The organism is Novosphingobium malaysiense (assembly GCF_000802225.1).
Classification (GTDB): Bacteria; Pseudomonadota; Alphaproteobacteria; order Sphingomonadales; family Sphingomonadaceae; genus Novosphingobium; species Novosphingobium malaysiense.
Genome location: NZ_JTDI01000005.1, coordinates 43213 through 67968 on the forward strand (window position 1 = coordinate 43213; position 24756 = coordinate 67968).

Consider the following 24756-nt stretch of genomic DNA (forward strand, 5'->3'; position numbering starts at 1 on the left):
GGGCATGGCCGGAATGAAGCCATGGATCGACCTCAGCGGGAAAGTCGCGCTGGTTACGGGCGCGGCATCGGGTATCGGACGCGCCTGCTGCGCAGGGCTTGCCGAGGTTGGAGCCACCGTCATTGCAACAGATCGGGACGCGGCCGGGGCAGGGGCCGTGGCGGATTGCACTCCCGGGGCGCATGCCCATGCGCTCGACGTGACGAGCGATGCGGCATGGCGCGAATGCGAAGCCTGGATCGAGCGGACTTTCGGAAGGCTGGACATCGTGGTGAACAGCGCGGGAATCGTGAGCTCCGACCGGGTCGGCGATGCCGATACGGCAACATATCAGCGTATCTTTGCCGTCAATGTCGAAGGTTCGCTGCTGGGTATGCGCACGGCGCTGGCATTCATGCGCAGGCAGGGCAAGGGCGCGATCGTCAATATCTCGTCGGCCGCGTCGCTGTCGGGGGCGTCGATCATGGCATCATACGGGGCCAGCAAGGCGGCAATTGCACATTACACGCGCAGTGCCGCGCTCGAAACAGTGAGGGCAGGCCACGACATACGCATCAACTCGGTCCATCCCGGTGTGATCGATACTGCGATGGCCGATGATTTCTGCGAGATCTACAGCGTTCTGGGCTCGAAAGAGGCCGTCGAGCAGAAGATGAGCACGGGCCGGTTCGGCACGGCCTCGGAAGTGGCTGATGTCGTCGTGTATCTGTGCTCGGACCGGGCGAGCTTCATTGCCGGTACTGGCATTGTCGTCGATCGGGCGGCCTCCGCCTGATCGACGCAAGGCGCGGCGTCAGCTGATGTCGAGTTTCAGGACCTTGGCGGCGTTCTGATAAAGGAATTTCGGCCAGACCTCGTCCTTGAACGGAACATTGTCCATTTCCGCGAAGATGCGTTTGAGTTCCAGCCCCATCGGGAAGTAGCCGCCATAGAGCACCTTGCCGCTGCCGCGCGAGTTGGCGAAGCGGATGATTTCCTCGGGCCAGTACTTGGGGGCAAAGGCGGAGGTGGAATAGTAGAGGTTCGGCCACTTGAGCAGAAGCTTGACGGCGAGGTCCACGTCCGGTTCCGCCCCGTGGCGCATGACGACCTTCAGTTCCTGGAAGTCGTAGGCGACCTGATCGAGGTGGCCCACCCATTGCGCCATCATTGGCACGCGAGGGCCGGGAAAGCCGACATTGATGAAGATCGGCAGGTCCAGTTCCACGCATTTGGCATAGATCGGATAGGCCAGCCGGTGGTCGATCGCCACCGGCGGCTGCTGGCCCGAGGGAAAGAACGAGACGCCCTTGATCTTGCCTTCGTCGAATTCGCGCTGGATCATGCGGACTGCGTCCATGCCCGTATTGGGATTGACCGGCCGGATCGCGGCGAAGCGGCCGGGGAACCGGCGCAAGGCCTCTTCGGTGCGGTCATCCGACATGTGGATCACGCCCACGCGAATGTTGTGCGCGTCCATCTCGCGCACGGTTTCCGCGATCGAATCCATGCGGTCGGCCTGCTCGGTTAGTTCCTCCGGAATGTCCTTGAACATGTACTCCGCCGGGTGGCGGGTCCAGTCGCCCTTGGTGCTGGCAACGCCCATCTGATGTGTGTCGCGGAACCCGATCAGGGTGTCGATGACGGGGATATCTGTGGGCCGTGGCACCTTCGGTCATCCTTTCCGTTTTATCTTATCGCCCGCACGGGGCATGTCGGCATTGCAACACATGAATGGTATTGTAAAGCAGGGCCGCATCCAATCGCCGGGCCGGTATGCGAGGCGCCGATTTGCAAGGCAAGGGGCCGGTGTGCGAGCAATTGCCGGGCACGATTTTGGTCCGGGCCCAAAGGCGCTGCGCATTGACGGGATAGCGGCGAAAACAGTGTTCAAGCCCGAAATCGGGAAGGGATCCGGAGAGGGATACGCGTGAACTTCGATTACACGGAAGACCAGAAGAGCCTGAAGGATGAGGCGCGGCGCTATCTGAACGCGGTTTCGCCGATCACGGTCGTGCGCGCGGTTCTGGAGGCGGATGGCGATGGTTGCGATTCCGGTCTGTGGAAGCAGATCGGCGAGCAGGGCTGGTGTGCGGCGGCGATCCCGGAAAGCTACGGCGGGCTCGAGATGGGCTATGTCGAGCTTTGCGCGCTGGCCGAGGAACTCGGGCGGGCGCTGGCTCCGGTGCCGTTCGCCTCCACCGTTTATTGTTTCGCCGAGGCGCTACTGGCCGTGGGAACCGATGCCCAGAAGGAAGAACTGCTCCCGCAGGTATGTTCGGGAGACCTGATCGGAACGCTGGCGGTTTCGGAAGGGGCCGGGGTGCTCACGCCCGAGCGTATCGCCACGCGCTTCGCGGACGGTCGGATCAGCGGCGCAAAGGTTCCCGTGGTGGACGGACTGGTTGCAGGCAAGGCCGTAGTGCTCGCAGCGGCCGATACGGGGCCGGGCCTCTTCCTTGTCGATCTTGGCGGCGAGGGCATCACGCGCGAAAAGGTCTCGACGATCGATCCCACGCGCGGGGAAGCGCGGATCGTGTTCGACGATGCGCCGGCGCAGCCGCTCGGTGATGGCGTCGACGGGATTGCCGCGCTTTCCGGGATCGAGGACCGCGCCGCCGTGCTGATGGCGTTCGAGCAACTGGGCGGTGCGGATCGTTGCCTGGAAATGGCGCGCGACTATGCCCTGGAACGCTATGCCTTTGGGCGGCAGATCGGCAGCTATCAGGCGATCAAGCACAAGCTTGCCGACGTCTTCGTGAAGAACGAGGTCGCGCGGGCCAATGCCTATTACGGCGCATGGGCGCTTTCGACCGATGCGCCCGAACTGCCGCTTGCCGCGGCCGCCGCGCGTGTCGCGGCCTGCGAGGCGTACTGGCATGCGGCCAAGGAGAACATCCAGACCCACGGCGGCATCGGCTTCACCTGGGAAGCGGATTGCCACTTCTTCTACCGCCGGGCGCGCCATCTGGGGCTTGTGATCGGCTCGCCGAGGGACTGGAAACGCCGTCTCGCCACGCGCCTCGAAGCGCGCGTTGCCGCGGAAGTAGATTGAAAGGGATCGGCCGATGAATTTCGACGATAGCGCCGAAGAAGCAGCTTACCGCGCCGAAGTGCGGACGTGGATTGCCGCCAATGCCCCGGACCTTAGCCACCTGACGGCCGAGGAGCGTCGCAACTGGCATCCCCGCCACAAGGAGGTCGCGCGCGCCTGGCAGGCGACCAAGGCCGATGCCGGCTATGCCTGCATTTCCTGGCCGAAAGAGCGTGGCGGGGCCGGGGGGACAGCGATCGAGGAAGCTATCTTCAATCAGGAAGAGGCGCGCGCTGGCGTCCAGTTCACCTACTTCATGACCGGGCTGCACATGCTGCTGCCGGCGCTCATGGAGCACAGCTCGGACCCCGCCTCGCTAGCGCAGGTAGCGCCCGCCGTGCGCGGCGACACCATCTGGTGTCAGCTTTTCTCCGAGCCGTCGAGCGGTTCCGATTCGGCGGGCGTGCGTTGCGCGGCGGTGCGCGAGGAAGTCGATGGTGTTCCGGGCTGGCGGATCAATGGCCAGAAAGTGTGGAACAGTGGCGCGCAGGCCGCTGATTTCGGCATGGTCGTCGCACGAACCAATCCCGACGCGCCCAAGCACAAGGGCCTGACGGTGTTCTGGACCGACATGAAGGCGCCGGGCCTCGAGGTGCGTCCGATCCGCATGATGTCCGGCGACAACGAACTCAACGAGGTGTTTCTCACCGACGTGTTCATTCCCGACAACCAGCGCGTTGGCGAAGTGGACGGCGGCTGGAAGGTCGTCATCTCCACGCTGATGAACGAGCGCGCCGCCCTGGGTTCGGGCACCGGCCTAAACTGGCGCGATGTGATCAAGCTGGCGGGCGAAACCCCCTCGTTTGACGGCATGGCGCTCGATGATCCGGCGTTCCGCGAATGGCTGGCGGACTACTACGTCCAGTCCGAAGCGATCCGCCTGACCAGTTTCCGCACGCTCACCTCGCTGTCGAAGGGGCATGCGCCCGGGCCGGAAAGTTCGGCGGGCAAGCTGCTCTGGTCCAGCACCACGCAGGACATGACGAGCGTGGTGCTCAATGTGCTCGACCATTTCGGGATGGTCGACGATCCCGAGATCGCCGCTGCCAGCGGGGCCTTTCAGCACCGCTTCATGTGGTCGCCCGGGCTGCGGCTGGGCGGCGGGACCGACGAAATCATGAAGAACATCATTGCCGAGCGCGTTCTCGGCCTGCCCGGAGATATCCGGGTCGACAAGAACGTGCCGTTCCGCGACATTCCGCACGGGCGCTGACGGGGCTTTTTGACCCCGGTCAAGGCAAGGTGTAGAATGAAATACAATTATTGCATTACTGACTCGGCGCCCTCGCTCCGGGTATTGGGAGACAGCGATGAGTACGGAAACGCCCATGATCGACCGTGGCTATTCGCAAATGCCGATTCCATTCGGGTGGTTTGCCGTCGCGCGGTCCAACGAGATCGATAATGGTCAGGTGAAGACGATGCGTTACTTCGGCACGGAGTTCGTCGTCTGGCGCGGCGGGGACGGCAACCTGAATGCGGTCGATCCGTTCTGCCCGCACCTGGGCGCACACCTTGGCGTGAACAGCGTGGTTCTCGGCAACGACCTGCGCTGCCCCTACCATCACTGGCGCTTCAACGGTGAGGGCGGGGTGACAAAGATCCCCTATACCGACACTATCGCCCCGGCTCTGCGCCGCGGCTGTCTCCAGACCTGGCCGATCACCGAAGTCGATGGCGTGGCCTATGTCTGGTACCATCCGAAGAAAGCCGCGCCCAAGTGGGACGTCGCCCACATTCCGCAGTGCCCCGATGGCGATTGGGTTCTTGCAGGCACCTATGAATGGGAAATCGACATCCACTGTTCGGAAATCCCTGAAAACGGGCAGGATTATGCACACTTCGGTGCCGTTCACGGCGTGCCGAACCCGCCGGCGACCGAGTTCAAGATCGATGGCTACGTGCGCCGCAACACGGTTGTTGCCGATATGAAGACGCCCAAGGGGCTGATGGAAGGCAAGATCGATGTCACCGCGACCGGCCCCGGCCAGTCGATGACCGAGTTCGTCGATGTGACCCACGTGGTGATGAACCAGCAGGTTACGCCGATCACCTCCAGCCGCTCGCACCTGCGCTGGCAGCTCTACCACATCCCCGGCCTGAGCGATGGCAAGCTGCGTGTGACGCAGGCCCGGATGCGCGATCTCGTGCGGCAGGTGGAGCAGGACATTCCGATCTGGAACAGCAAGAAGTGCGAAACGCGCCCGCTGCTGGTCAAGGGCGATGGTCCGATTCTCGCCTATCGCCGCCAGTACGAGCGCTACTACCAGTTCGATGAGGACCCGGTTCCGGAAGCCGCCTCGGCCTGAGACTGGACCCTCGAAAATTCAGGCCCGTCCCGCACCCCGGGTCGGGCCTTATTCGTAGGATAGGAACGCGAGATCCTCTGGCAGTGGCGGGAAGGCCGGCGGGCGTTTTTCCATCCAGCTCTTGAGGCCTTCCTTGAAGTCCTCGCCTGAGGCCGCCTGGGCCAGCAGGTCTTCGGAGCGGGTGGCGCTTGATGCGATGTCGCTCATCAGGTCCTGCCAGAGCTGATACTTGATCGCCTGCATCGAGCGGGGCGAGCACTGGCTGGCCAGATCCCGGGCATAGCCGGTCGCCACGTCCAGCAGGTCCTTGGCTGGTACGACGCGGTTGACGAGGCCGATCCGGTCGGCTTCCTCTGCCCGCGCGAGCCGGGCGGACAGCAGCAGGTCCATAGCGTGCCCGGTGCCGACGAGGCGGGGCAGGAGCCAGCTCATGCCGAATTCGGCGACCAGCCCGCGCCGGGCATAGGCGGTCGAGAACTTGGCGTCGTTCGAGGCAAAGCGCAGATCGCAGCACAGCGCCTGTTGCAGGCCGATGCCGAAGCAGGCGCCATTGATCGCGGCGATAATGGGCTTGGCGATGGTCATCGGATGCCAGAACGGCAGGGCGACCGAAGATGCCGCTTGTCCAGATTCGGAAGCTTCGGAGAGTTTCTCGCTGTCCCCGCCGACGCAGAAGGCCTTGCCTTGTCCGGTGACGACAATCGCGCGGACGTCACCGCAGCGGGCGGCCTGATCGAGCACGCCGAAATAGCCGCGCGTCATGGCGCCATTCCAGGCGTTGCCCCGGTCGGGGCGGTTCAGGGTTACGGTCAGGACCCCGCGTTCGAGCGAGGTTTGGACAGCCTCATTACCCGTGATTTCGGCCATGCAGTCCTCGCCCATATGTGTTGACGGCCGGCATCTCGAATGTGCCGGCGGCGATTGTTCTAGGTCTTGACCTTAGGGCCTCACTTCGGCGGCATGCGGATGGCACCGTCGAGGCGGATGCACTGGCCGTTGAAATAGGTGTTGCGCACCAGTTCCATCACCAGCGAGGCGAATTCCGGCGGATTGCCGAGGCGGCGTGGAAAGGGCACCGCATTGCCGAGCGCTTCGTACATGGCGGGCGCGCGTTCCTTCATGCCCAGCATCGGCGGGGTGGCAAAAGTGCCCGGCATGATCGCGTTCACGCGGATGCCGAGGTCCATCAGGTCGCGGGCCATAGGCAGCACCATCGAATTCACCGCGCCCTTGCCGCCGCCGTAGGGGACCTGGCCGATCTGGCCATCCTGCGCCGCGGCCGAGGAGGTGAGGACGATGCAGCCACGCTCGCCATCCTCGTTGAGCGGTTCGGCATTGGCCATGCCCAGCGCGGCGATGGAGGCGACGCGGTAGGAGGCGGTGAAGACGCCCTCGGCAGCGCGCGCGACGAGGGCAGTGGGCATGCGCTTGTAGCCACCGGTGGTCTTGTCGTACGAGACCGTCTTGCCGGCAGCGGCCACGACGGCACAGTGCACCAAAACGCGCTCCTGGCCATGCGCTTCGCGGGCCTTTGCAAAGCCCGCCTCGACGCTTTCTTCCGACATGATGTCGACGTTGCAGAACACGCCGCCGATTTCCTTTGCGAACGCCTCACCGGCTTCCTCGTTGATGTCGAAGATGGCGACCTTGCAGCCTGCGGCGGCCAGAGCCTCCGCGCTGGCCCGGCCGAGACCGGAAGCGCCGCCAGTGACGATGGCGGCGAGGGAATCTTCGATTTTCATTTGGTATCATCCTCTCATGAAAGGGTTCGATTGGCGAATTGGCGGCCGGGTGTGGTGCGCTAGCCATGTGGTGCGTCGATTCCTCCACCCGTGCTTTGCTTTTGGCGGAGATCCTCCAACGTTCCGGTTCTCGGGCGATGGTTTGTCTTTGCCGGCGGTCTTGCTCCGTGTAGAGGGGGTATTATTAAATGAATCGATGAAATTGCAATAAGGTGGATGCAGTGACGGAGCAAAAACTCTCCGGACGAAAAATTCTGGTGACCGGGGCTGCCAGTGGGATGGGCAAGGATATTGCCGAACTGTTCGTCACGGAAGGCGCGCAGGTCGCGCTTGTTGACTACAATGCGGCCGGGCTGAAGGCTGCGGCACAGGCGCTCGGGATGCCCTCGTGGGCCTGCGATGTGACGAACCGGGAAGCGGTGAACGCGACGGTTGCGGCTGCCGGAGAGGGGCTTGGCGGTATCGATGGCATCGTCAATGCCGCCGGCATTCTGGACATTACGCCTTTCGTCGATCTTGACCCTGCCAGCTGGGACCGGATGCTGGCAGTCAACCTGACCGGGCCATTCAACGTCATCAAGGCCGCGCTGCCGTTCCTCCAGGGCGTCCCGACGGCGACGATCGTCAACATCGCATCGGTCAGCGCGCTGATGCCAATGCCCGGCACCGCCGGCTATTCGGCCAGCAAGGCGGGCCTGACGATGCTGACCAAGTCGATCGCGATGGATCTTGGCCCCACGATCCGCGCCAATACGATCTGCCCGGGCGTGATCCGCACGGAAATGACCCGGTATCTCTGGGAGAATCCCGAGCACCATGAACGTGCTGCCGAGCGGGTGGCGCTGAAGCGGCTCGGGAACACTGCCGATGTTTCGCGCGCGGCGCTTTTCTTTTCCTGCGAGGATTCCGGGTTCACGACCGGGACCGAACTGCCGGTGGACGGCGGCTTTTCCTGGCGCTGATACCAAGCTAAGGCTGCTGTCGATCCCTTACTTCCGGAGTGTCGGCTCTGCGAGACCGGTCTCTCCGGGCGTCAGTGCGAAAACCGCTCCGTTCTCGATCGTCGGCTGTGTGAACTGTCCCATCTGCATGGACGTGCTGGTCACGTAGAGCACGTCCAGCCGGGCCCCGCCGAATGCGGGCTTGGTCGGGTTCGAAAAGGGCAGGGGAACGATACGGTCCAGCGTGCCGTCGGGGGTGTACCGGCGCAATGCGCCCGCGCCGACGTTGGCGAGCCAGTAGCCGCCAGCTGAATCGACGGTGGCGCCATCGACGAACCCTTCGCCGTCCTTAAGGGTGAGGAACGTGCGCCGGTTGGTGAGCGCGCCGGTTTCAGGATCGAGATCGCAGGCTTCCACTTTGCGCTTCGGTGAGTCCGCGAAGTAGAAGGTCCGTCCGTCCGGGCTGATCGCCATCGCGTTGGCAACCGCGATCCCGGTGATGACCGGGACAAGGCTGCCGTCCTCCAGGCGGCAGATCGCAGCGCCCGCGGCATTACGGTCGGCGGGGAAGGCATGATCGAAGCCACCTACCCACAGCCGTCCCTGCCGGTCGCACGTGCACTCGTGGAGGCTGACTCCCCGAGGCAGCGGGGAGGGTGCGCGAAGGCGGAGCGAGCCCGTCCCGGCGTCGAAATCATAGATGCCGTCCGCGAGTACCACGAGCAAGCCACCGTTCGGCCCAAGGGCAATGCCGCCGACACGTTGGGGCAAGGGCCAGACGCGATGCTCATCGGTGCCGGGATGCCAGCAGTGGATTTCGGGAGGGTGTTCGCAGTTGACCCACCACAAGGCCTGTTCCGCGACCGACCAAACAGGTGTTTCGCCGAGATGGTTTTGGGCATCCAATGCGATTTGCACTTCGGTCATGCTTTCGTTTCCTCGCCACGCATGCCTGCTTCCTCAAGCAAGGCGCCCACCACTTGAGCTGCCCGCCGCAGGCCTTGTTCCTGTCCTTCGGCTTGCAGCCGCGGGCCGATGATCTCCAGATCGAACCAGCCGGTAAACCCGGCATGGACGATCTTCGGAATCAGTCCGTCCCAGCCCATGACACCGTCCCCTGGCACCGCGCGGCATGGGAGCGCCCGATCACCGTAGACGTAGTCACTGACCTGCACGAGCGGCGCGAGGGGTACCGCCTGCGCAATGGCTGCCTCAATGTCTGCATCGCACCAGCAGGGAAACAGGTCCATCATCACGCTGATCCCGGCGGATCGGGCCAGCGCTGTTGCGTCGGACAGCCGGTGCACGATGGACGCGTCCGCATAGAGGTGGGATGTTGGTTCGATGCCGAGTTCGATGCCGGCAGCCCGTGCCGCTTCCACGCAGGGCTGTACGGTCTCGACAAACCGGGAACCGGCCGCCGGCCAGGCCAGCGCACCACGTCCGCCCGTGGTCATGATAATGGACTGCGCGCCGCATTCCGACGCAATGTCGATCGTTGCGAGCAGCCGCTTCCGGCCTTTTGCGGCTTCTTCTGCGGTCGAGAAGGCAAAGTCGCGGTGAGTCAATGTGGCCACTGCCAGGCCACAGTCGCGGAGCAGGCGTTGGGACGAGGCGATACCATAGTCGGCAAGCTGTTCGAGATCGGGGCTGATGCCCCGGGCGCCGATCCCCGCAACGGTCCGGACAAGGTCCGGCAACGGAGCAGGGGCCAGGCTAAGCGTGTTGATTGATACGCGGCTGTGCATAGGGCCGCCGCCTAGGCGGCCATTGGCGTCGACTGGAAGGCCACCAATTTCCAACCATCGCCGCGCTCTGCCCAGACTGTGATCACCCGGTTCACGAGCCGTTTTTCGACGCCCTCGACGCTCACGTCCGTGATCATCTTGCCCGTCAGCAGAGCCGTACCGGCACCGGGTTCAACGACCTTATCTTCTTCCCACGCGACACCTCGGTAACGGATGCGTCCTCCCGCCATCTTGGCAAGGTAGGCTTCCTTGTCGTCGACCGCGCCATTGGAGTGATGAAACTGCAATCCTGCATCCAGCAGGGCGTCTAGCTCGTCGGCGTCGTTTGCGAGCATGGCGCTGCAACGGCGCTTTTCCGCCTCCCTTACAGCAGTGGCTGCGGTTGTGGTCATCTCAGGGCCTCTCTCGGTGACATTGGATTAATGCAATGTGCATATGCTAATATATCGTTCTCCGGAAGTGCGACCGGCAGTGGCAGGTCTTATGAGAATCACGTGACAAACCGTGGGGGCGATGCCGTGTCGGCCGTTGCTCCGGATTTTCTGTCGGTGGTATAATGCGTCAGAGATAAGTCATTAACTTGCCGTAGCGCAATGGGGAGAGCGACGGGTGGACGACGCACTGTATCAGCCGAACCTGGGAGGCGATCTGGTGGCGGAAGCTCTCAGCCGCGATCTGGACCGACCGGTCATCTACCTTGACGACGGTGGTGTGATCACTGCTCGGCGATTGCGTGATGATATCAGCCGCTATGCCCAGGCATTCCAGAGCCTCGAACCGCCGCCGGTGCGTGCTGCGCTTCTGTCCAAGAACAGGGTGGAGGTGCCGGCGGTCTTCTATGCGATATCATTCGCGGGGATCATTTCCACTGCCCTGCATCCGCTCGGGTCGATAGAGGATTTCCTTTACGTGATCGAGGATGCTGAAATAGATTTGCTGGTCTACGACGATGGTTTCGAGGAAAAGGCCCAGGAACTGTACCGTCGTGCATCGCGGCTGAAGCATCTCGTGGCGATCGGCAAAGGGGGGACAGGAACGGCGCTGGAGGAGCTTGCCTCCGGTTTCATCCCGCATTCGCTCATGCCGCGGCGCGCCGATCCCGAAGCGATCGCCCGGATCGCCTATTCCGGAGGAACCACGGGAAAGCCGAAGGGGATTGTCGTTACCCAGCGCGGTGTTGTCACCTCGACGTTGATCCAGCTTACGGAATGGGAATGGCCGGATGAGATCAGACACCTGATTTGCTCGCCTCTGAGCCACGCTGGCGCTTCGGTTCTGACCGCTATCCTTCAGAAGGGTGGATCCATGATGGTCCTTGGGGGCTTCGACCCGGTGAGTTTCATGGAAGCCGTCCAAAAACACCGGATTACGTCGGCGCTGATGGTTCCGACCATGGTGCTGACATTGCTCGATCACCCGCGGTTCGGCGAGTTCGATTTGTCGAGCTTGCAAACGGTCTTCTATGGGGCATCGGCTTTTCCCGCGGCGCGTCTCAGGGAGGCGATCGACAAGCTAGGCCCGGTCTTCTTCCAGTTCTATGGACAGGCGGAAGCGCCGATGTCGGTTACCGTCATGCGCAAGGCCGATCATCTGGTGGACGATCCTTTCCGTCTGTCATCCTGCGGACGCCCCACGCCGTGGGTACGCGTCGCCCTGCTTGACGATGACTGCAAACCGGTTCCCGACGGCGAGCCCGGCGAGATCTGCGTGCAGGGGCCGCTCCTGATGGGCGGTTATCTCAACAAGCCCGAGGAGACCGAAAAGGCATTTGAGGGCGGCTGGCTGCACACCGGCGATGTTGCGGTCCGCAATGCCGAGGATGGCTTTCTGCGCATCGTTGATCGCAAGAAGGATATGATCGTGACCGGGGGGTTCAATGTCTATGCCCGAGAGGTGGAGGACGTGATCGCCGCGCATCCGGGCGTGAAGCGGGTGGCCGTGTTCGGCGTTCCCGATTCCAAGTGGGGGGAAGCCGTCAAAGCGGTCGTCGTGGCAGATGCGGCTAATCCGGTCAGCGCCGATGAATTGATTGCCAAGGTCAAGGCCGAGAAAGGATCGGTACAAGCGCCCAAGTCGATCGATTTCGTTGGCGAGATCCCGCTTTCGCCGGTCGGGAAGCCGGACAAGAAAGCGCTCAAGGCACTCTACTCCAACTGAACCGAAATCAGACCGTTGGAAAGGCCGGCAGGTGGAGCATGGCGCGCTCTTCGTGCGCGGTGCGCCATTCGGCCGGGAGGGCGCAAGGTGTCCCGTCCTGTGTCGCTACCATTGTTACCAGCGCATAAGCGCATGGCAGCCCATTTTGCCGCACCAGATGCGCATAGACCGTTGATGACCGGCCCATGTGGAGAATGCCCGTTGCAATCTCAACATCGCCGGGAAATCGTATTTCGTGGGCATATTCGATCGTCATCCCGCCCACGACGGGCCGAATTTTGTCCCCCAGTGCCGGCAGTTTTCGCACCATGGCGAAATCGACCCGGGCCTCTTGCAGCAGTACCAGCACCTTGGTGTTATTGACGTGCCATTGAACGTCGAGATCCTCGAACCGGATAGGCATGGTATAGGTGCAGGGAAACTGCGCATTGTCGAGCAGAGTGCGGTCTATCCGCCCCGGAAGTTCTGGCATCGAAGTCATTGTTGGAACTATCCCTTGATGGTCACGGCATTAATGCATTAGCACAGAGTCTATTCGTAAACGCAAGATGACGGGCGGCACTGCGGGCCGTGGCGTGGCGAGGTGTCGATGCTGCGAAAGGATGTGTTGGAACGCTTTTTCGAAGCTCTGGCTGCAGGAGATCTGGCTAAAGTCCGGGCCTGCTGCACGGCCAGCGCTCGTTTCTGGCACAGTTTCGACCAGACCGCCCACGATTTGGATGCGATCGAACCCCAGTGGCAGGCGCTTGCTTGCGATTTTTCCGAAGTCCGATTCGCTGATGTCCGGAGGCAGAAGACGGTTTCCGGCTATGTCCAGCAGCACGTGATGATGGTGCGCCGGCATGACGGGCGGCGGATCGCATGGCCCGCCTGCGTGGTGGTACGGATCAAGGACGGGCGAATTAGCCGCCTCGACGAATACATCGACCGTGCGGGAACATTCGAAATTTTGGGTGAAGGTAAGCCGATGGCACCCGGTTTGGAGGATATCTAGCCATGCGGAGATGGTTGCACCGGCCCGAAGGTTCGAACTGGGGGGATTTCGGGGAGGATGACCAGATTGGGCGGATGAACCTCGTCACGCCCGAGCATAGACTTGCGGCCATCCGTGAAGCCGTTGAAGGGATCGCCATTCCGCTGGGGTTGCCGCTGGACTATCCGCGGCAGCGGGTCTTCGCGGGCCGCAACCCGCCGGTCCTGTCTCCAACGCAGAGCGCTGACGGGCGTACAATGTACGGCTGGAAGCCGACGGGTGGGCCGATCGATGTCGTCAATGACGATCAGGTCCTGCTGGGCCTGCAATTCTCCACGCAATGGGACGGTCTGAGTCACTATGGGACGTGTTTCGATGCCGATGGGGACGGCGTGGCAGAGCAGGTCTTTTACAACGGATACCGGATGGACCGGGATTTCGTACTGCCGGACGCGGCAACATCGCCTGCGGCGCTGGCGCTAGGCATCGAGAAACTGGCGGAGACCTGCGTACAGGGCAGGGGTGTCCTTGTGGACCTGCGAAGCGCTGGCGACAACGTCACAGGCATGGTGGGGTACGATGCCTTGATGCACGCGATCGAGGCGCAAGGTGTAGATGTGGGCGAAGGCGATTTTCTCTGCATCTACACAGGGTACGCGGACCTGCTTTTGCGCGATGGCGCTCAGGTAGATCAGTCTGCCCTGGGCGCTTGCCCTGGCCTTGACGGGACGGATCAATCCTTGCTGACCTGGATCGGGTCATCCGGCATCGCGGCGATTTGCGCGGACAATTCGATGGTGGAAAAAATCGCCGGCGTTGACCGCTGCGCCGGCGTGCCGATGATGCCATTGCACGAACATTGTCTCGTCCGCTTGGGCGTCCATCTCGGAGAATTCTGGCACTTCGCGAGACTGGCCAGTGCGCTTGCTGAGCGGCAGCGTTCGAGCTTCCTGCTGACGGCGCCGCCACTCAATCTTCCTGGTGCCGTCGGATCGCCTGTCACTCCTGTCGGTACGATCTAGCCATTCAGCAATCGCGAACAAGTGTGAACGGAGGAGTATGATTCGAAAAATGACATTCAATAATTGCATTAATCTGATGGGGGCGCTTAGATTGTCAGACTGAGACCACAGCTCATAGCTCTTATATTATTGATAAATATAAATAAAAAGAAAATTTAAGCACGTTAATTTTTTGCGTTGACGGTGTGCCACTGCTTCCTGCAATAATGCATCGAGCGAGAGGAAATGCAAAATGGCAACGGCACTGAATTCAAACAAGACGAAGATCGCCAAGCGCGTGGTCGAGGTCTTTGAGTTCTTCTCGACCGTGAACCGGCGGGCGACGGTAATGGACATCGTCAGGCGCTATGGAAGGCCGCAGTCGAGTACATCAGAATTGCTGTGCTCACTGGTTGAGATTGGCCTCCTCTACAAAGACCCTCAGTCACGCACCTATGCTCCCACGCCCCGGCTTGCTGCGCTTGGCTTCGCGGCTCAGCCCGATCCGATCCGAAGCGGGCGCCTGTTCGGCTACATGGACGCCCTTGCGCAGACCACACGCTGCTCGGTCGGGCTGTTCGGAATGGTCGGCACCCACGCGCAGATTTTTCGCGTGTCGCCGGGCGGCAGTGCTCCGGACGAAGATCTCGAATGTGGCGCCAGCGAACTATTGTCGGCTGGTGTGATCGGCCGCCTGTTGCTCTCTTCGCTGGGCGTGAATCAGGCGAACCGGATCCTGTGGAGGCTCAATGCCGAGGCGCCTGAGCGGGAACGTTTCGACCTGGCTGCGGCGACGCGCGACGTCGCCAAGCTCTGCCACCAAGGCCATGTCGCCGGGCCGTCGGGTTTCGGGAATGAGCTGGATGCGACGGCGGTGATGCTCCCGGACGATCTGGGAGAACGCGGGCTGGTTCTGGCCGCGCTCTATCCCGCCTCCGCGTCTATCGACCGGACGGCGCTCCTGGCGACCCTGCAGCACGGTGCGGAGAACCTTGGGCGGGAAGCCGCAGACATTGCAGTGCCGCTGCTGCGCGAGCTGGCGACTGCCTGATCGCGCCTGAGCTGGGCACTGCAGCCTTGCTGCCTGTGCCGAATTTACCGCAGGGAGCGGATGCCCGCTCGCTGAACGGAGAAGAACGTGTCACGGTCCGTAATCTCCGGCAGTCAGGACACTGCCGCCCACAACACTGTCGGCAAGCGGCTGGGGCGCAAGGGGCGGGAAACGCGCGAGCGTATCATTTGCGCCATGCTCAGACTTGTCGGCGATCCGGCCGGGCCCGCTGTCACGCTAACGGGTGTGGCGAGGGAGGCCGGGATCCAACTGCCGAACCTTTATGTCTATTTCCCGGATATGGGAGAGCTCGTGCTGGTGGCGCTATCGCGGGTAATGGAAACCGCAGAAAGGGCCTATCTCGATAAATTGCGGGCGCGCTGGCCTGATGAAGGATTGCGTCAGGCCTGCCTGGAGTTTCTGTGCCACTATCACGAATTTTGGCAGCAAAACGCGCGTATCCTGCACTTGCGCAATGCCATGGCGGATGCGGCCGACGAACGCCTTCTCGTCTATCGTTCGGAAGCGACGCGACCGCTGCTTGACCTGCTGATTGCCCAGATGGATTGCCCGGCCGATTCTCTGGAAGCGCACAACGGCAACGTGGCGACAGTCATCCTGACGGGCCTCGAACGCCTGGCAACTGTCTTGACGAGCTCGCATTTCCCGCTCGCTACCAGACGTGGTTGGGAGCGGAACAGCGACGAACTGATCCAGGGCCTGCTGGAAGCCGAAGCCGAAGTGATTGGCCTGACGATCGCGCATCGCCGCGTGGCCAATGCACAGGCTTCGATTGCCGCCTGATCTCGCCGAGTGCTCCGTTAGCGCCCGTCTTTCGTTTTGACTATGCCGTTCGGAACCAGTGTCGGCTGACCGTGCAGAAGCTGGTTGGCAATGATCGCGTAGTGCATTTCGGTGGCGCCTTCGGCCACGCACTTGGCGCGGGCATCGCGCATGTAGCGGTTCACGCCGGTGGAATTCATGATGCCGCTGCCGCCCCATAGCTGGACCAGCCTGACGCAGACGTCGAATGCGGTTTCGCCGATATAGGCCTTGCACACGTTCGGCATTTCCGGCGCCATGGTTCCGGCCTCGAATTCGCGCACGGTGTTGTAGAGCAGCGCCCGGCAGGCCTGTATCTTTGCATGCGCTTCGGCGAGCCAATAAGAGACGGGCTGCAGTTCCGCCATGTCCTTGCCGTAGAGGCGGCGCTGCTTCACGTTTTCCAGCGTCTTGTCGAACAGGCCCTGCGCGCAGCCGATCGAAGTCGCCACGTGGGACAGAAGGTTGGCATGATTGGCGGCGCGGTGAGAAAAACCGCCGGTCAAAAGGTCGCCCAGAATGTCGGTTTCGTCGAGATAGACGTTGTCGAACGAGATCGGCCCGGTGTTGGTTCCGCGCCAACCCAGCTTGTTCTCGTAGGGGTGGACCTGAAAACCTTCGTCCTCGCGTTCGACGATCACGCAGCCATAGCCTTCGTTGCCGGCGCGGTCCTTTGTCTTGCACATGACGAGGTAGGTTTCTGCCGTGCCTTGCGTGCAGAACAGCTTGGAGCCGTCGATGCGGTACCCCTCGCCCTCGGGGACGACCCGGGTGAGGTGTGCGGCGATGTTGGCAGCGCCGCCGGGTTCGCTCTGCGAATAGGCCATAAGCCGCTCGCCGCTGGAATTGGCCGGGAGGATGCGCTGTTTCTGCTCTTCTGTGCCGAGGATTTCGACCGTCTTCGGGCACAGCACCATCTGCACCGTGAGCATCCCGGCAAAGGCCGGGCTGGCCTTGGCCAGTTCCTCGCTGACAAGGCAGACGGATACGAGATCGGCACCGGCACCGCCGTATTCGGGTGAGGTGTAGAGCCCGAACAGGCCGATTTCGGCGGCCTTGCGGATCAGATCGTCGGGTGTTTCCTCTTCGATGTCGATCTGGTTCGCCAGCGGCTCGACATCCTTGCGCGCAAAGGTCTCCGCCATGTCGCGCAGGGCGCGCTGGTCTTCGCTCAGCCAGTCCATCCCATTCTCCCGGTTATGTTGTCAGATATGCCGGACCAGATAAGCGGCCTCGTGAATGGCATTGCCGTAGGAACGCGGCGTGCGAGCATCACCGACCCGCTGGACCGTAATCCCGGAGCCGCGCAGGGCCTGTGAAAGCGGATCGTGCGCGGTCCGTCCGGGCGCGACGACGAGGGCTGCGCAGGCAAGCGCCTCCGCCTTGCCGTCCTTGACGATGCGCAGGCTTCCATTGCCCACGTCTTCCAGCCGCACGCCCTGTTCAGTCTCCAGCCCGGCCTTGCCTGCCCAGTTTAGGACCGCCTTGGAGCGCGAACCGATATAGGCGGCGGGAACGAAGCGCTCGGCGGCATCCAGCAGGCGAACCTGGCGGCCCGCGCGGGCAAGATCGAGGGCAAGTTCGATACCTTCGCCCGATCCCCAGACGACGATCGGCCCTTCGGGCAGCGTCTCCGGTCCCTCGCGCAGCACCCGGTCGATGGTGCGGGCAAAGCCGCTGGCCAGCGCCGCATCGAGCCCGGCCACGTCGGGAAGGGCGGGCACCGCACCAGTCGCGACGACGACGATGTCGGGCTTTTCGGCCAGAACCAGATCGGCGGTGACTTCGGTGTTCAGCCGTACATCGACGCCCAGTTTGGCGATCATCAGCTTGTGCCAGTCCGGCTGGTAGGCGATTTGCTCCATGTTCGGCAGTGTGCGGTAATTGCCAGCCCAGGCCATCACGCCGCCCAGTTCGCCGCCCTTTTCGTAGAGCGTGACATCATGGCCGATCTGCCGAGCGGTGATGGCATATTCCATGCCTCCCGAGCCGCCGCCGGCGATCAGCACTTTTTTCGGCTGCAGCGTCGGAACGAGGCGATATTCGCGGTCGCGGCTGAAGGCCGCGTTCTGGGCCGAACCGGCCACGCCCTTGCCGAAGATATTGCCTGCCAGCAGCGATGCGCCGGTGCGGGTCGATTTGCGGATTTCCTCTTCCCGGCCCTCGGTGATCTTGCGTGGGAAGTCCGGGTCATCGAGCGATTGGCGACACGAGGCGAAGAAATCTGCTGCTCCATCGCCCACCATCGCGCGCATCTGTTCGGGCGTATTGATGTTGCACGATCCCATCAGCGGCATGGCGATGCCCCTGGCCGCAAGCCCTTCGCGCATCCGCTTGATATAGGGCAGGGCAACCAGATTGGGCACGTAGAAGCCGCCGCCGATCACTTCACCCGACGACACTTCCGGATCGCGGCTCTGGGCAGGTAGCATCGAGCCGAAAGTGCAATCGAGCGCGTCGATGCCCAGCGCATGAAGCCGCGGCGCGTAGTGCTCGATGAAATAGTCGAGGTCGTAGCCGCCGACGAAGTTCTCGTCGCACACGAGGCGCGGGATCAACGGGAAGTCCTTGCCGCAAAGTTCCTGCGTGCGCTGCAGGATCTGCTCGCAGAACAGGAAGCGGTCGGAATATTCGTCGTTGCGGCCCTGATTCTCCAGCAGGGACAATGTCACGTGCGGGAGCGAGCCGTGACAGAAGTGAAACGATACATAGTCGTATCCTGCTTCCTTCGCCCGGCGGGCTGCCTGCGCATAGGCTTCCACCAGTTCGCGATAGGTTTCCGTCGGCACAACGCCCGGCTGCTGGTTGCCGATTGGGTATTTGCCCGATGGCCCCCAAGAGACCGTCCCGGGGATCCAGCCCTTGCCCGGTTCCAGCGGGAAGGTCGCGCCGACGCCGGGGATCAGGCCGCCGTAGAAGAGCTGAATGCCGGCTAGCGCATCGTTGTTGTGGATCACTTCTACCAGCTCGCGCTGGCTGATGATGTAGGTGTCATCGTAGAAGCCGAGCATGCGCTCGTTGATCAAACCGTCCCAGCGCACGCAGGTTGCGCCCACGCAGACGGCGCCAAAACCGCCCGCTGCCAGCGCTTCATAGGCGCCAACTGTCTGACGCGTCACATAGCCCCGATCATCGGACATGTTCATCGTCGTCGGCGCGTGGACCATGCGGTTCTTGAAGGTCAGGCGCGCGGTTGAAAACGGTTCTAGCAGGGGATCGGTCTGGGAAGTTTGCACGGGGCATCCTCGTCTTTCGCGGGCCGATTCCCCGCTGTGTCGTCTGGCTCTTGACTAGGCGAGTACCAACCGAGATACAACTTGTATGTCGCCCGTCGCGGACGCCCCGACGACGTCTCGAGAATGGTTGAATGGCGCAGTTTTCTGCGGTCGGGGCTGCAGCGGCGAAGGAGAGGGTAATGAAACGCAACACGGGCATAATCGCACGGGCGCTGCGTGAGGCGCTTGGCGGCGGCGACGCGGTGACCGGTGTTTCTCCGCTCACCACCGGTTTTTCGAACGAAACCTATCTCGTCGAGGGGGCGGACCTGATCTTGCGCCTGCCGCCTGCCGCAGGGGCCATGCTCGATGGCCATGACGTGATCGCGCAGGCACGCATCTATGAAGCCTTGGCGCGCCAGCCAGTGGGCCCACCGGTCCCCGCCGTCGTTCATGTCGAGGAGGAGGCGGAGCGGATTGGCGAGCCGTTCTTCGTGATGGCGCGCGTTCCCGGCGAATCCGTCAACGATATCGCCATGCAGGACTGGTTTACCGGCGCATCCGACGCGGCGCGCCGCCAGATGTCGATCGACTGGGTATCGGCCTTCGCGGCGCTGGCTCGGCTGCCGGTGCTGGATGTTCTGGGCGCGCCGGTTTCGCCCGAGGACGACCTGCGCAAATGGCAGCGCTTTGCCGAGGCGGCGCAATGCCCCCGGCTGGCGCAGGCGATCGGCCGGCTGTTACAGAGTGCGGCGCCGCTCAGCGGGCCGCCCGCGGTCGTGCATGGCGATACCAAGCTGTCCAACCTGATGTGGCAGGACTTCCGGATCAGTGCGGTGCTCGACTGGGAAATGAGCCTCAATGGAGAGCCGCTCTCCGATCTCGGCTACATGCTCTATCTGTTTGAGAGCGACTATCACGAAGCCACGCGCGCGCCGCGCTTGCCGGGGATGATCGGGCGGGCGGAAGCCATCGCATGCTGGGAAGCGGCCTCCGGGCGCAGCGCGGACGGTGTGTTCTGGCACGAGATCGCCCAGATCGCGAAAATCACCGCGATCATCGCCGAGGGCTGCAACATGTTCGACACCGGGCGCAGCAGCGATCCCAAGCTCGCCTACTTCAAGGCCAATCTCGACCACTACCTCGACGTTCTGGACCGAATGCTCGTGGGCGGCGGTTATTGAACACAGGAGCATCGCACCGTGATCCCGACCATTGCCGAACTGACCGGCGAAGACGAGTTCTTCAATCACCAAATCGTCAACACCTTCGCGGCCGTCGGCACGGCTGACCGGGGCTGGACGGAAAAGGCCTGGTTCGCGCTGATGCGCAAGGACGGCTCGTTGCAGGCCAGCTTCGGGCTCGGCAAATATGCCAACCGCAACGTCGTGGACGGGTTTGCCGGTGTCCAGATCGGCACCCGGCAAATGACCGTGCGCGCCAGCCGGATGCTGTCATCGGAACCCGGAAGCATGGGCGTGGGGCCGCTGGGCTATGCGGTGGTGACGCCGCTCGAAGCGATCCGGCTGACGCTGGATCAAAACGAGGCGCAGCCCTTGCGCTTCGACCTGACCTTTACCGCGACGATGCCCGCCTTCTTCGAAAAGCGCGATGTCGTGATCCATCAGGGGCGCGTGGCCTCCGATGTCATCCGCTTCCATCAGGCCGGAACCGTTTCCGGCTGGATCGAGATCGAGGGGCAGCGCCATGACGTGCGTCCGGATGACTGGTTCGGCTTTCGCGACCGCAGCTGGGGCATTCGCGAACATGTGGGGCAGGACCCGGCCGATCTGGTACCGGGCAACATCGGCGCTAGCGGCGGCAACAAGGCTGGCAGCGCATTTCACTTCAACTGGCTCGTTTCCCGCATCGAGCGGCCCGACGGCAGCGCCTATGATCTGGCCTACTATTTCCGTGATTTCGGCGGGGAAGGACCGCCCGAATTCTTCAGTGGCTACATCAATGAAAGTGACGGCCGGCAGATCCCTATTCTGCATCTCTATCCGGAGGTGGAATACCGCGCTTCCGACCGTGCGGCGATGCGTGGCCGCATTCATGCCGTCCTTGCCGGGAAGGGAGCCTCGACGCAGACCCGCACGTTCGAATTCGAGGCGATCGATCCCGACATGGGGTTCCGGCTGCATCCCGGCATGTATGGCGCATGGAAAGGGCAGATCCACGGCAGCTACAAGGGCGAAAGCTTCCTTGACGGAGAAACGATCGAGGACGTCAACAGTCCCGCGAAGCTCGCGGAAACATATCGCTGGCAGATCCGCGACCGCCCTGTGCGCATCCGGGAGGGGGAAAATTCGGGCTTCGGGGATATGGAAAGCATCATCCTGGGTGACTATCCGGGCGTGACTTTCGTCTGATAGCGGACCCCGATGCCACGCACGGTCAAACCCAGAACCAGCAACCGAGGCGGTGCTCCCGAAGCGCAGCGTGAACGCGCGGCGGCCACGCGGGCCGCGCTCGTGGCCACGGCGCGCGCGTTGTTCGGCGAGGCGGGCTATCATGCCACAGGTACGACCGAGATCGTGGCTCGGTCCACATTTACGCGCGGCGCGCTTTATCACCACTTCGCGGACAAGGAGGACCTGTTCGCCGAGGTCTTCCGTGAAGTCCTTGCGGAACTGGTGGCGAAGACCAATGCCTCGGTAGCCGACATGTCTGGGGACTTGTGGCCGCAGGTCTGCGCGGCATTCCGCCAGTACCTGAACCGTATCGCCAACGAACCGGAATATCAGCGGATCCTGCTGATCGACGGGCCGGCCGTTTTGGGTTGGTTGCGATGGCGCGCACTGATGTCGGAGTTCGTGGCCACGGGCACTGCCGATGCCTTGGATATGATGATGAACGAGGGGCTGGTGGCGCGGCAGCCGCCGATGCCTCTTGCCCACTTGCTTCAGGCCGCCCTCAACGATGCGGCGCTCGACATCGCCAATTCACAGTCTCCCGTTGAGACCGAACAGGCGGTTAGCGCGGCGTTCCTGTCCCTGCTTGCGGGGCTTCTGACAAGGGGGTGAGGCAAGTGTGCTGCAGGGTAGTTCCCTGACCGGAGCCGTCCCCTCAGGGGGTGTTTGGCCGGTCGTGCCGATCAGGCGGTATTGATGTGGTAGTCCTCGAGGCAGGGGTGCTCCATGACCTGGGTGAAATGGGCCCAACTCCAAGGCCACACCTGCGGTATGCCATTGGCGTCAAGATACCAGCTCTTGCAGCCGGATGCGAAAACGGTCTTGCGCGCCGCTTCGTTCCGTTCGCTTTCATAACGTTCGAGCGCGGCCAGTGTTGGCGAGACACCTGTCGCGGAGCCGCTGCGAACCCTATCCAGCAACTGGTCGAAATAGTTCCATTGCAGTTCGGCAACATCGATCAAGGAAAAGTTGCCGACCGGGCCTGTCGGTCCGTTGAGCAGGACCATATTTGGAAAACCCGGTACTGTGACAGCGTAGTAGGCACGCGGTCCCTTGGCCCAGAAATCGTCAAGAGCCAGCCCGTCCTCCCCAAACACCTTCATGGGGCGCACGAATTGGTCGACCCTGAAGCCGGTCGCCATGACCAGCAGGTCGAGTTCGTGGAACGTGCCGTCCTTCATCTGCACCCCCTTGGGCATGATGCGGTCGATCTCGCCATTTTCCAGATAGACGCCGGGCCGCTGAATGGCGGCGTAGTAGTCGGGTGAGAAGATCATTCGTTTGCACGCCGCCCGGTAGTTGGGCGTCAGCTTGGCCTTCAGGGCCGGGTCCTTCACGCTTTCGTCGAGGTTCCTCTCGACGATATCCTGAATTTCCAGAAGCTGCGGGGAATTCGCGTCGATGATCGCAGATTGAAAGCGGGCGCGGCGGGCGGCGGCATCCGGGCCACTGCGCACCTCGTCGATCAGGGCAGGGTTCTCGCGGAATGCGCGTCGCTCCTCCGCGCTATACTTCGTCGCGGGACAGGGCATGATCCACTGGGCGGTGCGCTGGAAATGGACGAGCCGACCGGCGCGGGTGCTGAGTGCGGCGATGATCTGCACACCGGTGGATCCAGACCCGATGACGCCGATCCGTTTGCCGTCCAGCGGTATGGAATGATCCCAACGGGCCGAATGGAACCAGGGTCGTTCGAAAGTGTCGAGACCGGGGATGTCCGCGATCAGGGGGTGATGCAGAACGCCCGTGGCCGCGACCAACACTTCAGCATGGTCTTCGGTTCCATCGCGCGTGCGGACATGCCATTGGCCGTCTTTCCATTCGGCGCTTTCAACCTCGGTGTTGAAGCGGATGTGTTCGAGAATGCCGTGTTCGCGAGCGACCCTCTCGAAATACTCCCGGATCTCCGGTCCCGGTGCGTAGTAGGCGCTCCAGTCAGGGTTGTAGGCGAAGGAATAGGTGTAGCTGTGGGCAGGGGTATCGCAGGCCAGCCCCGGATAGGTGTTTTCGCGCCAGGTGCCGCCGACTTTATCGCCCTTTTCGTAGATCGTGAAATCGGTTTCGCCCCGCGCTTTAAGCCGGATTGCTGCAAGCAAGCCCGCCATGCCCGCGCCGATGATGATGCTCCGAAGCTCGCGTCCCGCCATGCTGCCGTTTCCTCTCCTGGATTTCCCTCCGGATTTACGCAGGAGGCGGTTGCGCAAAAAGCACTTGGCATGCTCATAATCGCTACAATTTGGATCAAAATGATTTCATTGTTCGTGTTGGAGCGGCATAAAGTGCTGATGAAGGCTGAATCTTGACGGCAAGTGATCCCCTTGGACGGGCCAGTGAACGGCTGATCGACAGCGCCCGCGCCACGGTGGGCGCACGCGAATTGGGGCCTCTGTCGCATTTCGTTCGCGTCTACCGGGAATGGATCGCGCTGGAGCGCGGAGAACTGGGCACGCAGCAAGAGCAGGTCGAGCAGTGGCAAATGCTCGTGCATTGCATGGTCAGTGCCGCCACGATCGAGGAGGCCGTTGAACTACTGGTGCGGTTCTCCCGTGTCGTGTGGGGAGAACGCGCGCTTGCGGGCACGCGCTCCGCTCAAGGATGTACGGCTCTTGTTTTCAATGAACCGCATCGGGAAGGGGCTGCAGGGCTGACAGCCGCCTTGTGGATGCAGTCTTTGATCCTGAGCACGCTGGAATTTCTGGCCGGCGCGCGGTTTTTTCATGCATCGGGCCGCGTTCGTCACGCATCGTGTTTACCGGAAGGTGTGGCGGGTCTGCTGTTCCATTCGCCCATCGTGTTCGAGCAGGACGAAGTCGCTTTGCTGGTCCCGCTAAGCGACATGCGCCGACCGGTAACCGCCCAGGGCAAGGATCTACCCGAATTCTTCCGGGAACTGCTGCCGATGACATTAGGGGCGGCGAAACCCGCACCGCGGATGCGCGAACTGGTCGCCGGCCTGATCCGCCAGCACAAGCAGGCACCGGATTTTCGTGAGACAGGCCGTTCAGATCTGGCCGCTGCGCTGGGGGTGAGCGATGCCACGCTGCGCCGGCGCCTGAAGGCTGAAGGCGTGACCTTCCGCGAGATTCGCGACGAAGTCTTCGATGACCTCGCGGGCGGATGGCTGAAGGATGGTGAGCCGGTGGGCGAAGTGGCGGCTCGCCTTGGGTTCAGCGATGCGTATGCATTTCGCCGGTTCTTCCACCGCTTGCACCATTGCGCACCGTCGGTGTGGCGAAGGCAGGCGCAGATGGATGGCGCATAGTGCTGCGCCTCAGTTGCGTACGCCGCAAATATGCTGTCTTGCGTTGAA

At 62.6% G+C, this 24756-nt stretch carries 24 protein-coding genes; 14 read left to right on the plus strand and 10 right to left on the minus strand.

The annotated features are described in order from the left end of the window. The first annotated feature begins 4 nt into the window (after positions 1 to 4). Positions 5 to 775, plus strand: coding sequence for an SDR family NAD(P)-dependent oxidoreductase (locus LK12_RS15915; RefSeq protein WP_039286787.1), 771 nt, complete (start codon positions 5 to 7; stop codon positions 773 to 775). A gap of 18 nt (positions 776 to 793) precedes the next feature. Here the strand turns inward: LK12_RS15915 and LK12_RS15920 are convergent, their stop codons facing one another. Next, complete coding sequence (locus tag LK12_RS15920; protein ID WP_039286236.1) at positions 794 to 1648, minus strand: amidohydrolase family protein; 855 nt, start codon at positions 1646 to 1648, stop codon at positions 794 to 796. A gap of 261 nt (positions 1649 to 1909) precedes the next feature. Here LK12_RS15920 and LK12_RS15925 point away from each other — a divergent pair, with 261 nt between their 5' ends. The 3 genes from LK12_RS15925 to LK12_RS15935 all read left to right on the plus strand — a co-directional run bounded on the left by LK12_RS15925 (position 1910) and on the right by LK12_RS15935 (position 5382). Next, entirely contained in the window at positions 1910 to 3034 is a 1125-nt protein-coding gene (locus tag LK12_RS15925; RefSeq protein ID WP_039286238.1) for an acyl-CoA dehydrogenase family protein, read from the plus strand. A gap of 13 nt (positions 3035 to 3047) precedes the next feature. Next, entirely contained in the window at positions 3048 to 4286 is a 1239-nt protein-coding gene (locus tag LK12_RS15930; protein WP_039286240.1) for an acyl-CoA dehydrogenase family protein, read from the plus strand. 97 nt (positions 4287 to 4383) lie between these two features. Further along, positions 4384 to 5382 carry a Rieske 2Fe-2S domain-containing protein gene (locus tag LK12_RS15935; protein WP_039286241.1) on the plus strand — a complete coding sequence of 333 codons (999 nt, stop codon included), beginning with the start codon at positions 4384 to 4386 and terminating at the stop codon, positions 5380 to 5382. Positions 5383 to 5430: 48 nt separating this feature from the next. Here LK12_RS15935 and LK12_RS15940 read toward each other — a convergent pair whose 3' ends face one another. Continuing rightward, entirely contained in the window at positions 5431 to 6249 is an 819-nt protein-coding gene (locus tag LK12_RS15940; protein WP_052223562.1) for an enoyl-CoA hydratase-related protein, read from the minus strand. Positions 6250 to 6329: 80 nt separating this feature from the next. Further along, positions 6330 to 7124 (minus strand): SDR family oxidoreductase, encoded by a 795-nt coding sequence (locus LK12_RS15945; protein WP_039286243.1) that lies wholly within the window; start codon positions 7122 to 7124, stop codon positions 6330 to 6332. Between the two features lie 221 nt (positions 7125 to 7345). Between LK12_RS15945 and LK12_RS15950 the strand changes: the two genes are divergently transcribed. Then, on the plus strand, positions 7346 to 8086 hold the full coding sequence (locus tag LK12_RS15950) for an SDR family NAD(P)-dependent oxidoreductase (RefSeq protein ID WP_156135514.1): 741 nt from the start codon (positions 7346 to 7348) through the stop codon (positions 8084 to 8086). A 27-nt stretch (positions 8087 to 8113) separates the two neighbouring features. Here LK12_RS15950 and LK12_RS15955 read toward each other — a convergent pair whose 3' ends face one another. Genes LK12_RS15955 through LK12_RS15965 form a run of 3 tightly spaced genes read right to left on the minus strand, consistent with a single transcriptional unit; the run spans position 8114 to position 10205 of the window. Next, a complete protein-coding gene (locus LK12_RS15955) occupies positions 8114 to 8992 on the minus strand; it encodes an SMP-30/gluconolactonase/LRE family protein (protein ID WP_039286247.1) in 879 nt (292 codons plus the stop codon). Further along, on the minus strand, positions 8989 to 9813 hold the full coding sequence (locus tag LK12_RS15960) for a sugar phosphate isomerase/epimerase family protein (protein WP_052223475.1): 825 nt from the start codon (positions 9811 to 9813) through the stop codon (positions 8989 to 8991). The genes LK12_RS15955 and LK12_RS15960 overlap by 4 nt, the downstream gene beginning before the upstream one ends. 11 nt (positions 9814 to 9824) lie before the next feature. Further along, the gene (locus tag LK12_RS15965) at positions 9825 to 10205 is read right to left on the minus strand and encodes a nuclear transport factor 2 family protein (protein WP_082010548.1); all 381 of its coding nucleotides are present in this window, start codon (positions 10203 to 10205) and stop codon (positions 9825 to 9827) included. Between the two features lie 217 nt (positions 10206 to 10422). Between LK12_RS15965 and LK12_RS15970 the strand changes: the two genes are divergently transcribed. After that, a complete protein-coding gene (locus LK12_RS15970; protein WP_039286251.1) occupies positions 10423 to 11970 on the plus strand; it encodes an AMP-binding protein in 1548 nt (515 codons plus the stop codon). Between the two features lie 7 nt (positions 11971 to 11977). On the opposite strand, the gene LK12_RS23865 is transcribed toward LK12_RS15970, so the two are convergent. Beyond that, the gene (locus LK12_RS23865) at positions 11978 to 12451 is read right to left on the minus strand and encodes an acyl-CoA thioesterase (protein WP_052223476.1); all 474 of its coding nucleotides are present in this window, start codon (positions 12449 to 12451) and stop codon (positions 11978 to 11980) included. Between the two features lie 108 nt (positions 12452 to 12559). On the opposite strand from LK12_RS23865, the gene LK12_RS23870 reads away from it, so the two are divergent. From LK12_RS23870 to LK12_RS15995, 4 genes are all read left to right on the plus strand, one after another. Next, the gene (locus LK12_RS23870; RefSeq protein WP_052223477.1) at positions 12560 to 12964 is read left to right on the plus strand and encodes a nuclear transport factor 2 family protein; all 405 of its coding nucleotides are present in this window, start codon (positions 12560 to 12562) and stop codon (positions 12962 to 12964) included. 2 nt (positions 12965 to 12966) lie between these two features. Further along, positions 12967 to 13965, plus strand: a complete 999-nt coding sequence (locus LK12_RS15985) for a cyclase family protein (protein WP_039286253.1) — start codon at positions 12967 to 12969, stop codon at positions 13963 to 13965. Between the two features lie 232 nt (positions 13966 to 14197). After that, complete coding sequence (locus tag LK12_RS15990; RefSeq protein ID WP_052223478.1) at positions 14198 to 14995, plus strand: helix-turn-helix domain-containing protein; 798 nt, start codon at positions 14198 to 14200, stop codon at positions 14993 to 14995. An 87-nt stretch (positions 14996 to 15082) separates the two neighbouring features. Beyond that, a complete protein-coding gene (locus LK12_RS15995) occupies positions 15083 to 15799 on the plus strand; it encodes a TetR/AcrR family transcriptional regulator (protein WP_052223479.1) in 717 nt (238 codons plus the stop codon). A gap of 17 nt (positions 15800 to 15816) precedes the next feature. On the opposite strand, the gene LK12_RS16000 is transcribed toward LK12_RS15995, so the two are convergent. Together LK12_RS16000 and LK12_RS16005 are read right to left on the minus strand one after the other, a co-directional pair. Further along, entirely contained in the window at positions 15817 to 17001 is a 1185-nt protein-coding gene (locus tag LK12_RS16000) for an acyl-CoA dehydrogenase family protein (RefSeq protein ID WP_039286256.1), read from the minus strand. A gap of 21 nt (positions 17002 to 17022) precedes the next feature. Next, complete coding sequence (locus LK12_RS16005) at positions 17023 to 19053, minus strand: oxidoreductase (RefSeq protein WP_039286258.1); 2031 nt, start codon at positions 19051 to 19053, stop codon at positions 17023 to 17025. 179 nt (positions 19054 to 19232) lie between these two features. On the opposite strand from LK12_RS16005, the gene LK12_RS16010 reads away from it, so the two are divergent. The 3 genes from LK12_RS16010 to LK12_RS16020 are packed head-to-tail and all read left to right on the plus strand — an operon-like array spanning position 19233 to position 22058. After that, a complete protein-coding gene (locus LK12_RS16010) occupies positions 19233 to 20216 on the plus strand; it encodes a phosphotransferase family protein (RefSeq protein ID WP_039286260.1) in 984 nt (327 codons plus the stop codon). Positions 20217 to 20234: 18 nt separating this feature from the next. After that, the gene (locus tag LK12_RS16015) at positions 20235 to 21404 is read left to right on the plus strand and encodes a hypothetical protein (protein WP_052223480.1); all 1170 of its coding nucleotides are present in this window, start codon (positions 20235 to 20237) and stop codon (positions 21402 to 21404) included. 12 nt (positions 21405 to 21416) lie between these two features. Beyond that, positions 21417 to 22058: a TetR/AcrR family transcriptional regulator gene (locus tag LK12_RS16020; RefSeq protein ID WP_052223481.1), complete on the plus strand. Its 642-nt coding sequence runs from the start codon at positions 21417 to 21419 to the stop codon at positions 22056 to 22058. A gap of 71 nt (positions 22059 to 22129) precedes the next feature. Here the strand turns inward: LK12_RS16020 and LK12_RS16025 are convergent, their stop codons facing one another. Further along, positions 22130 to 23593: a flavin-containing monooxygenase gene (locus LK12_RS16025; RefSeq protein WP_039286262.1), complete on the minus strand. Its 1464-nt coding sequence runs from the start codon at positions 23591 to 23593 to the stop codon at positions 22130 to 22132. A gap of 152 nt (positions 23594 to 23745) precedes the next feature. On the opposite strand from LK12_RS16025, the gene LK12_RS16030 reads away from it, so the two are divergent. Then, complete coding sequence (locus LK12_RS16030; protein ID WP_039286264.1) at positions 23746 to 24708, plus strand: AraC family transcriptional regulator; 963 nt, start codon at positions 23746 to 23748, stop codon at positions 24706 to 24708. Positions 24709 to 24756 lie beyond the last annotated feature (48 nt).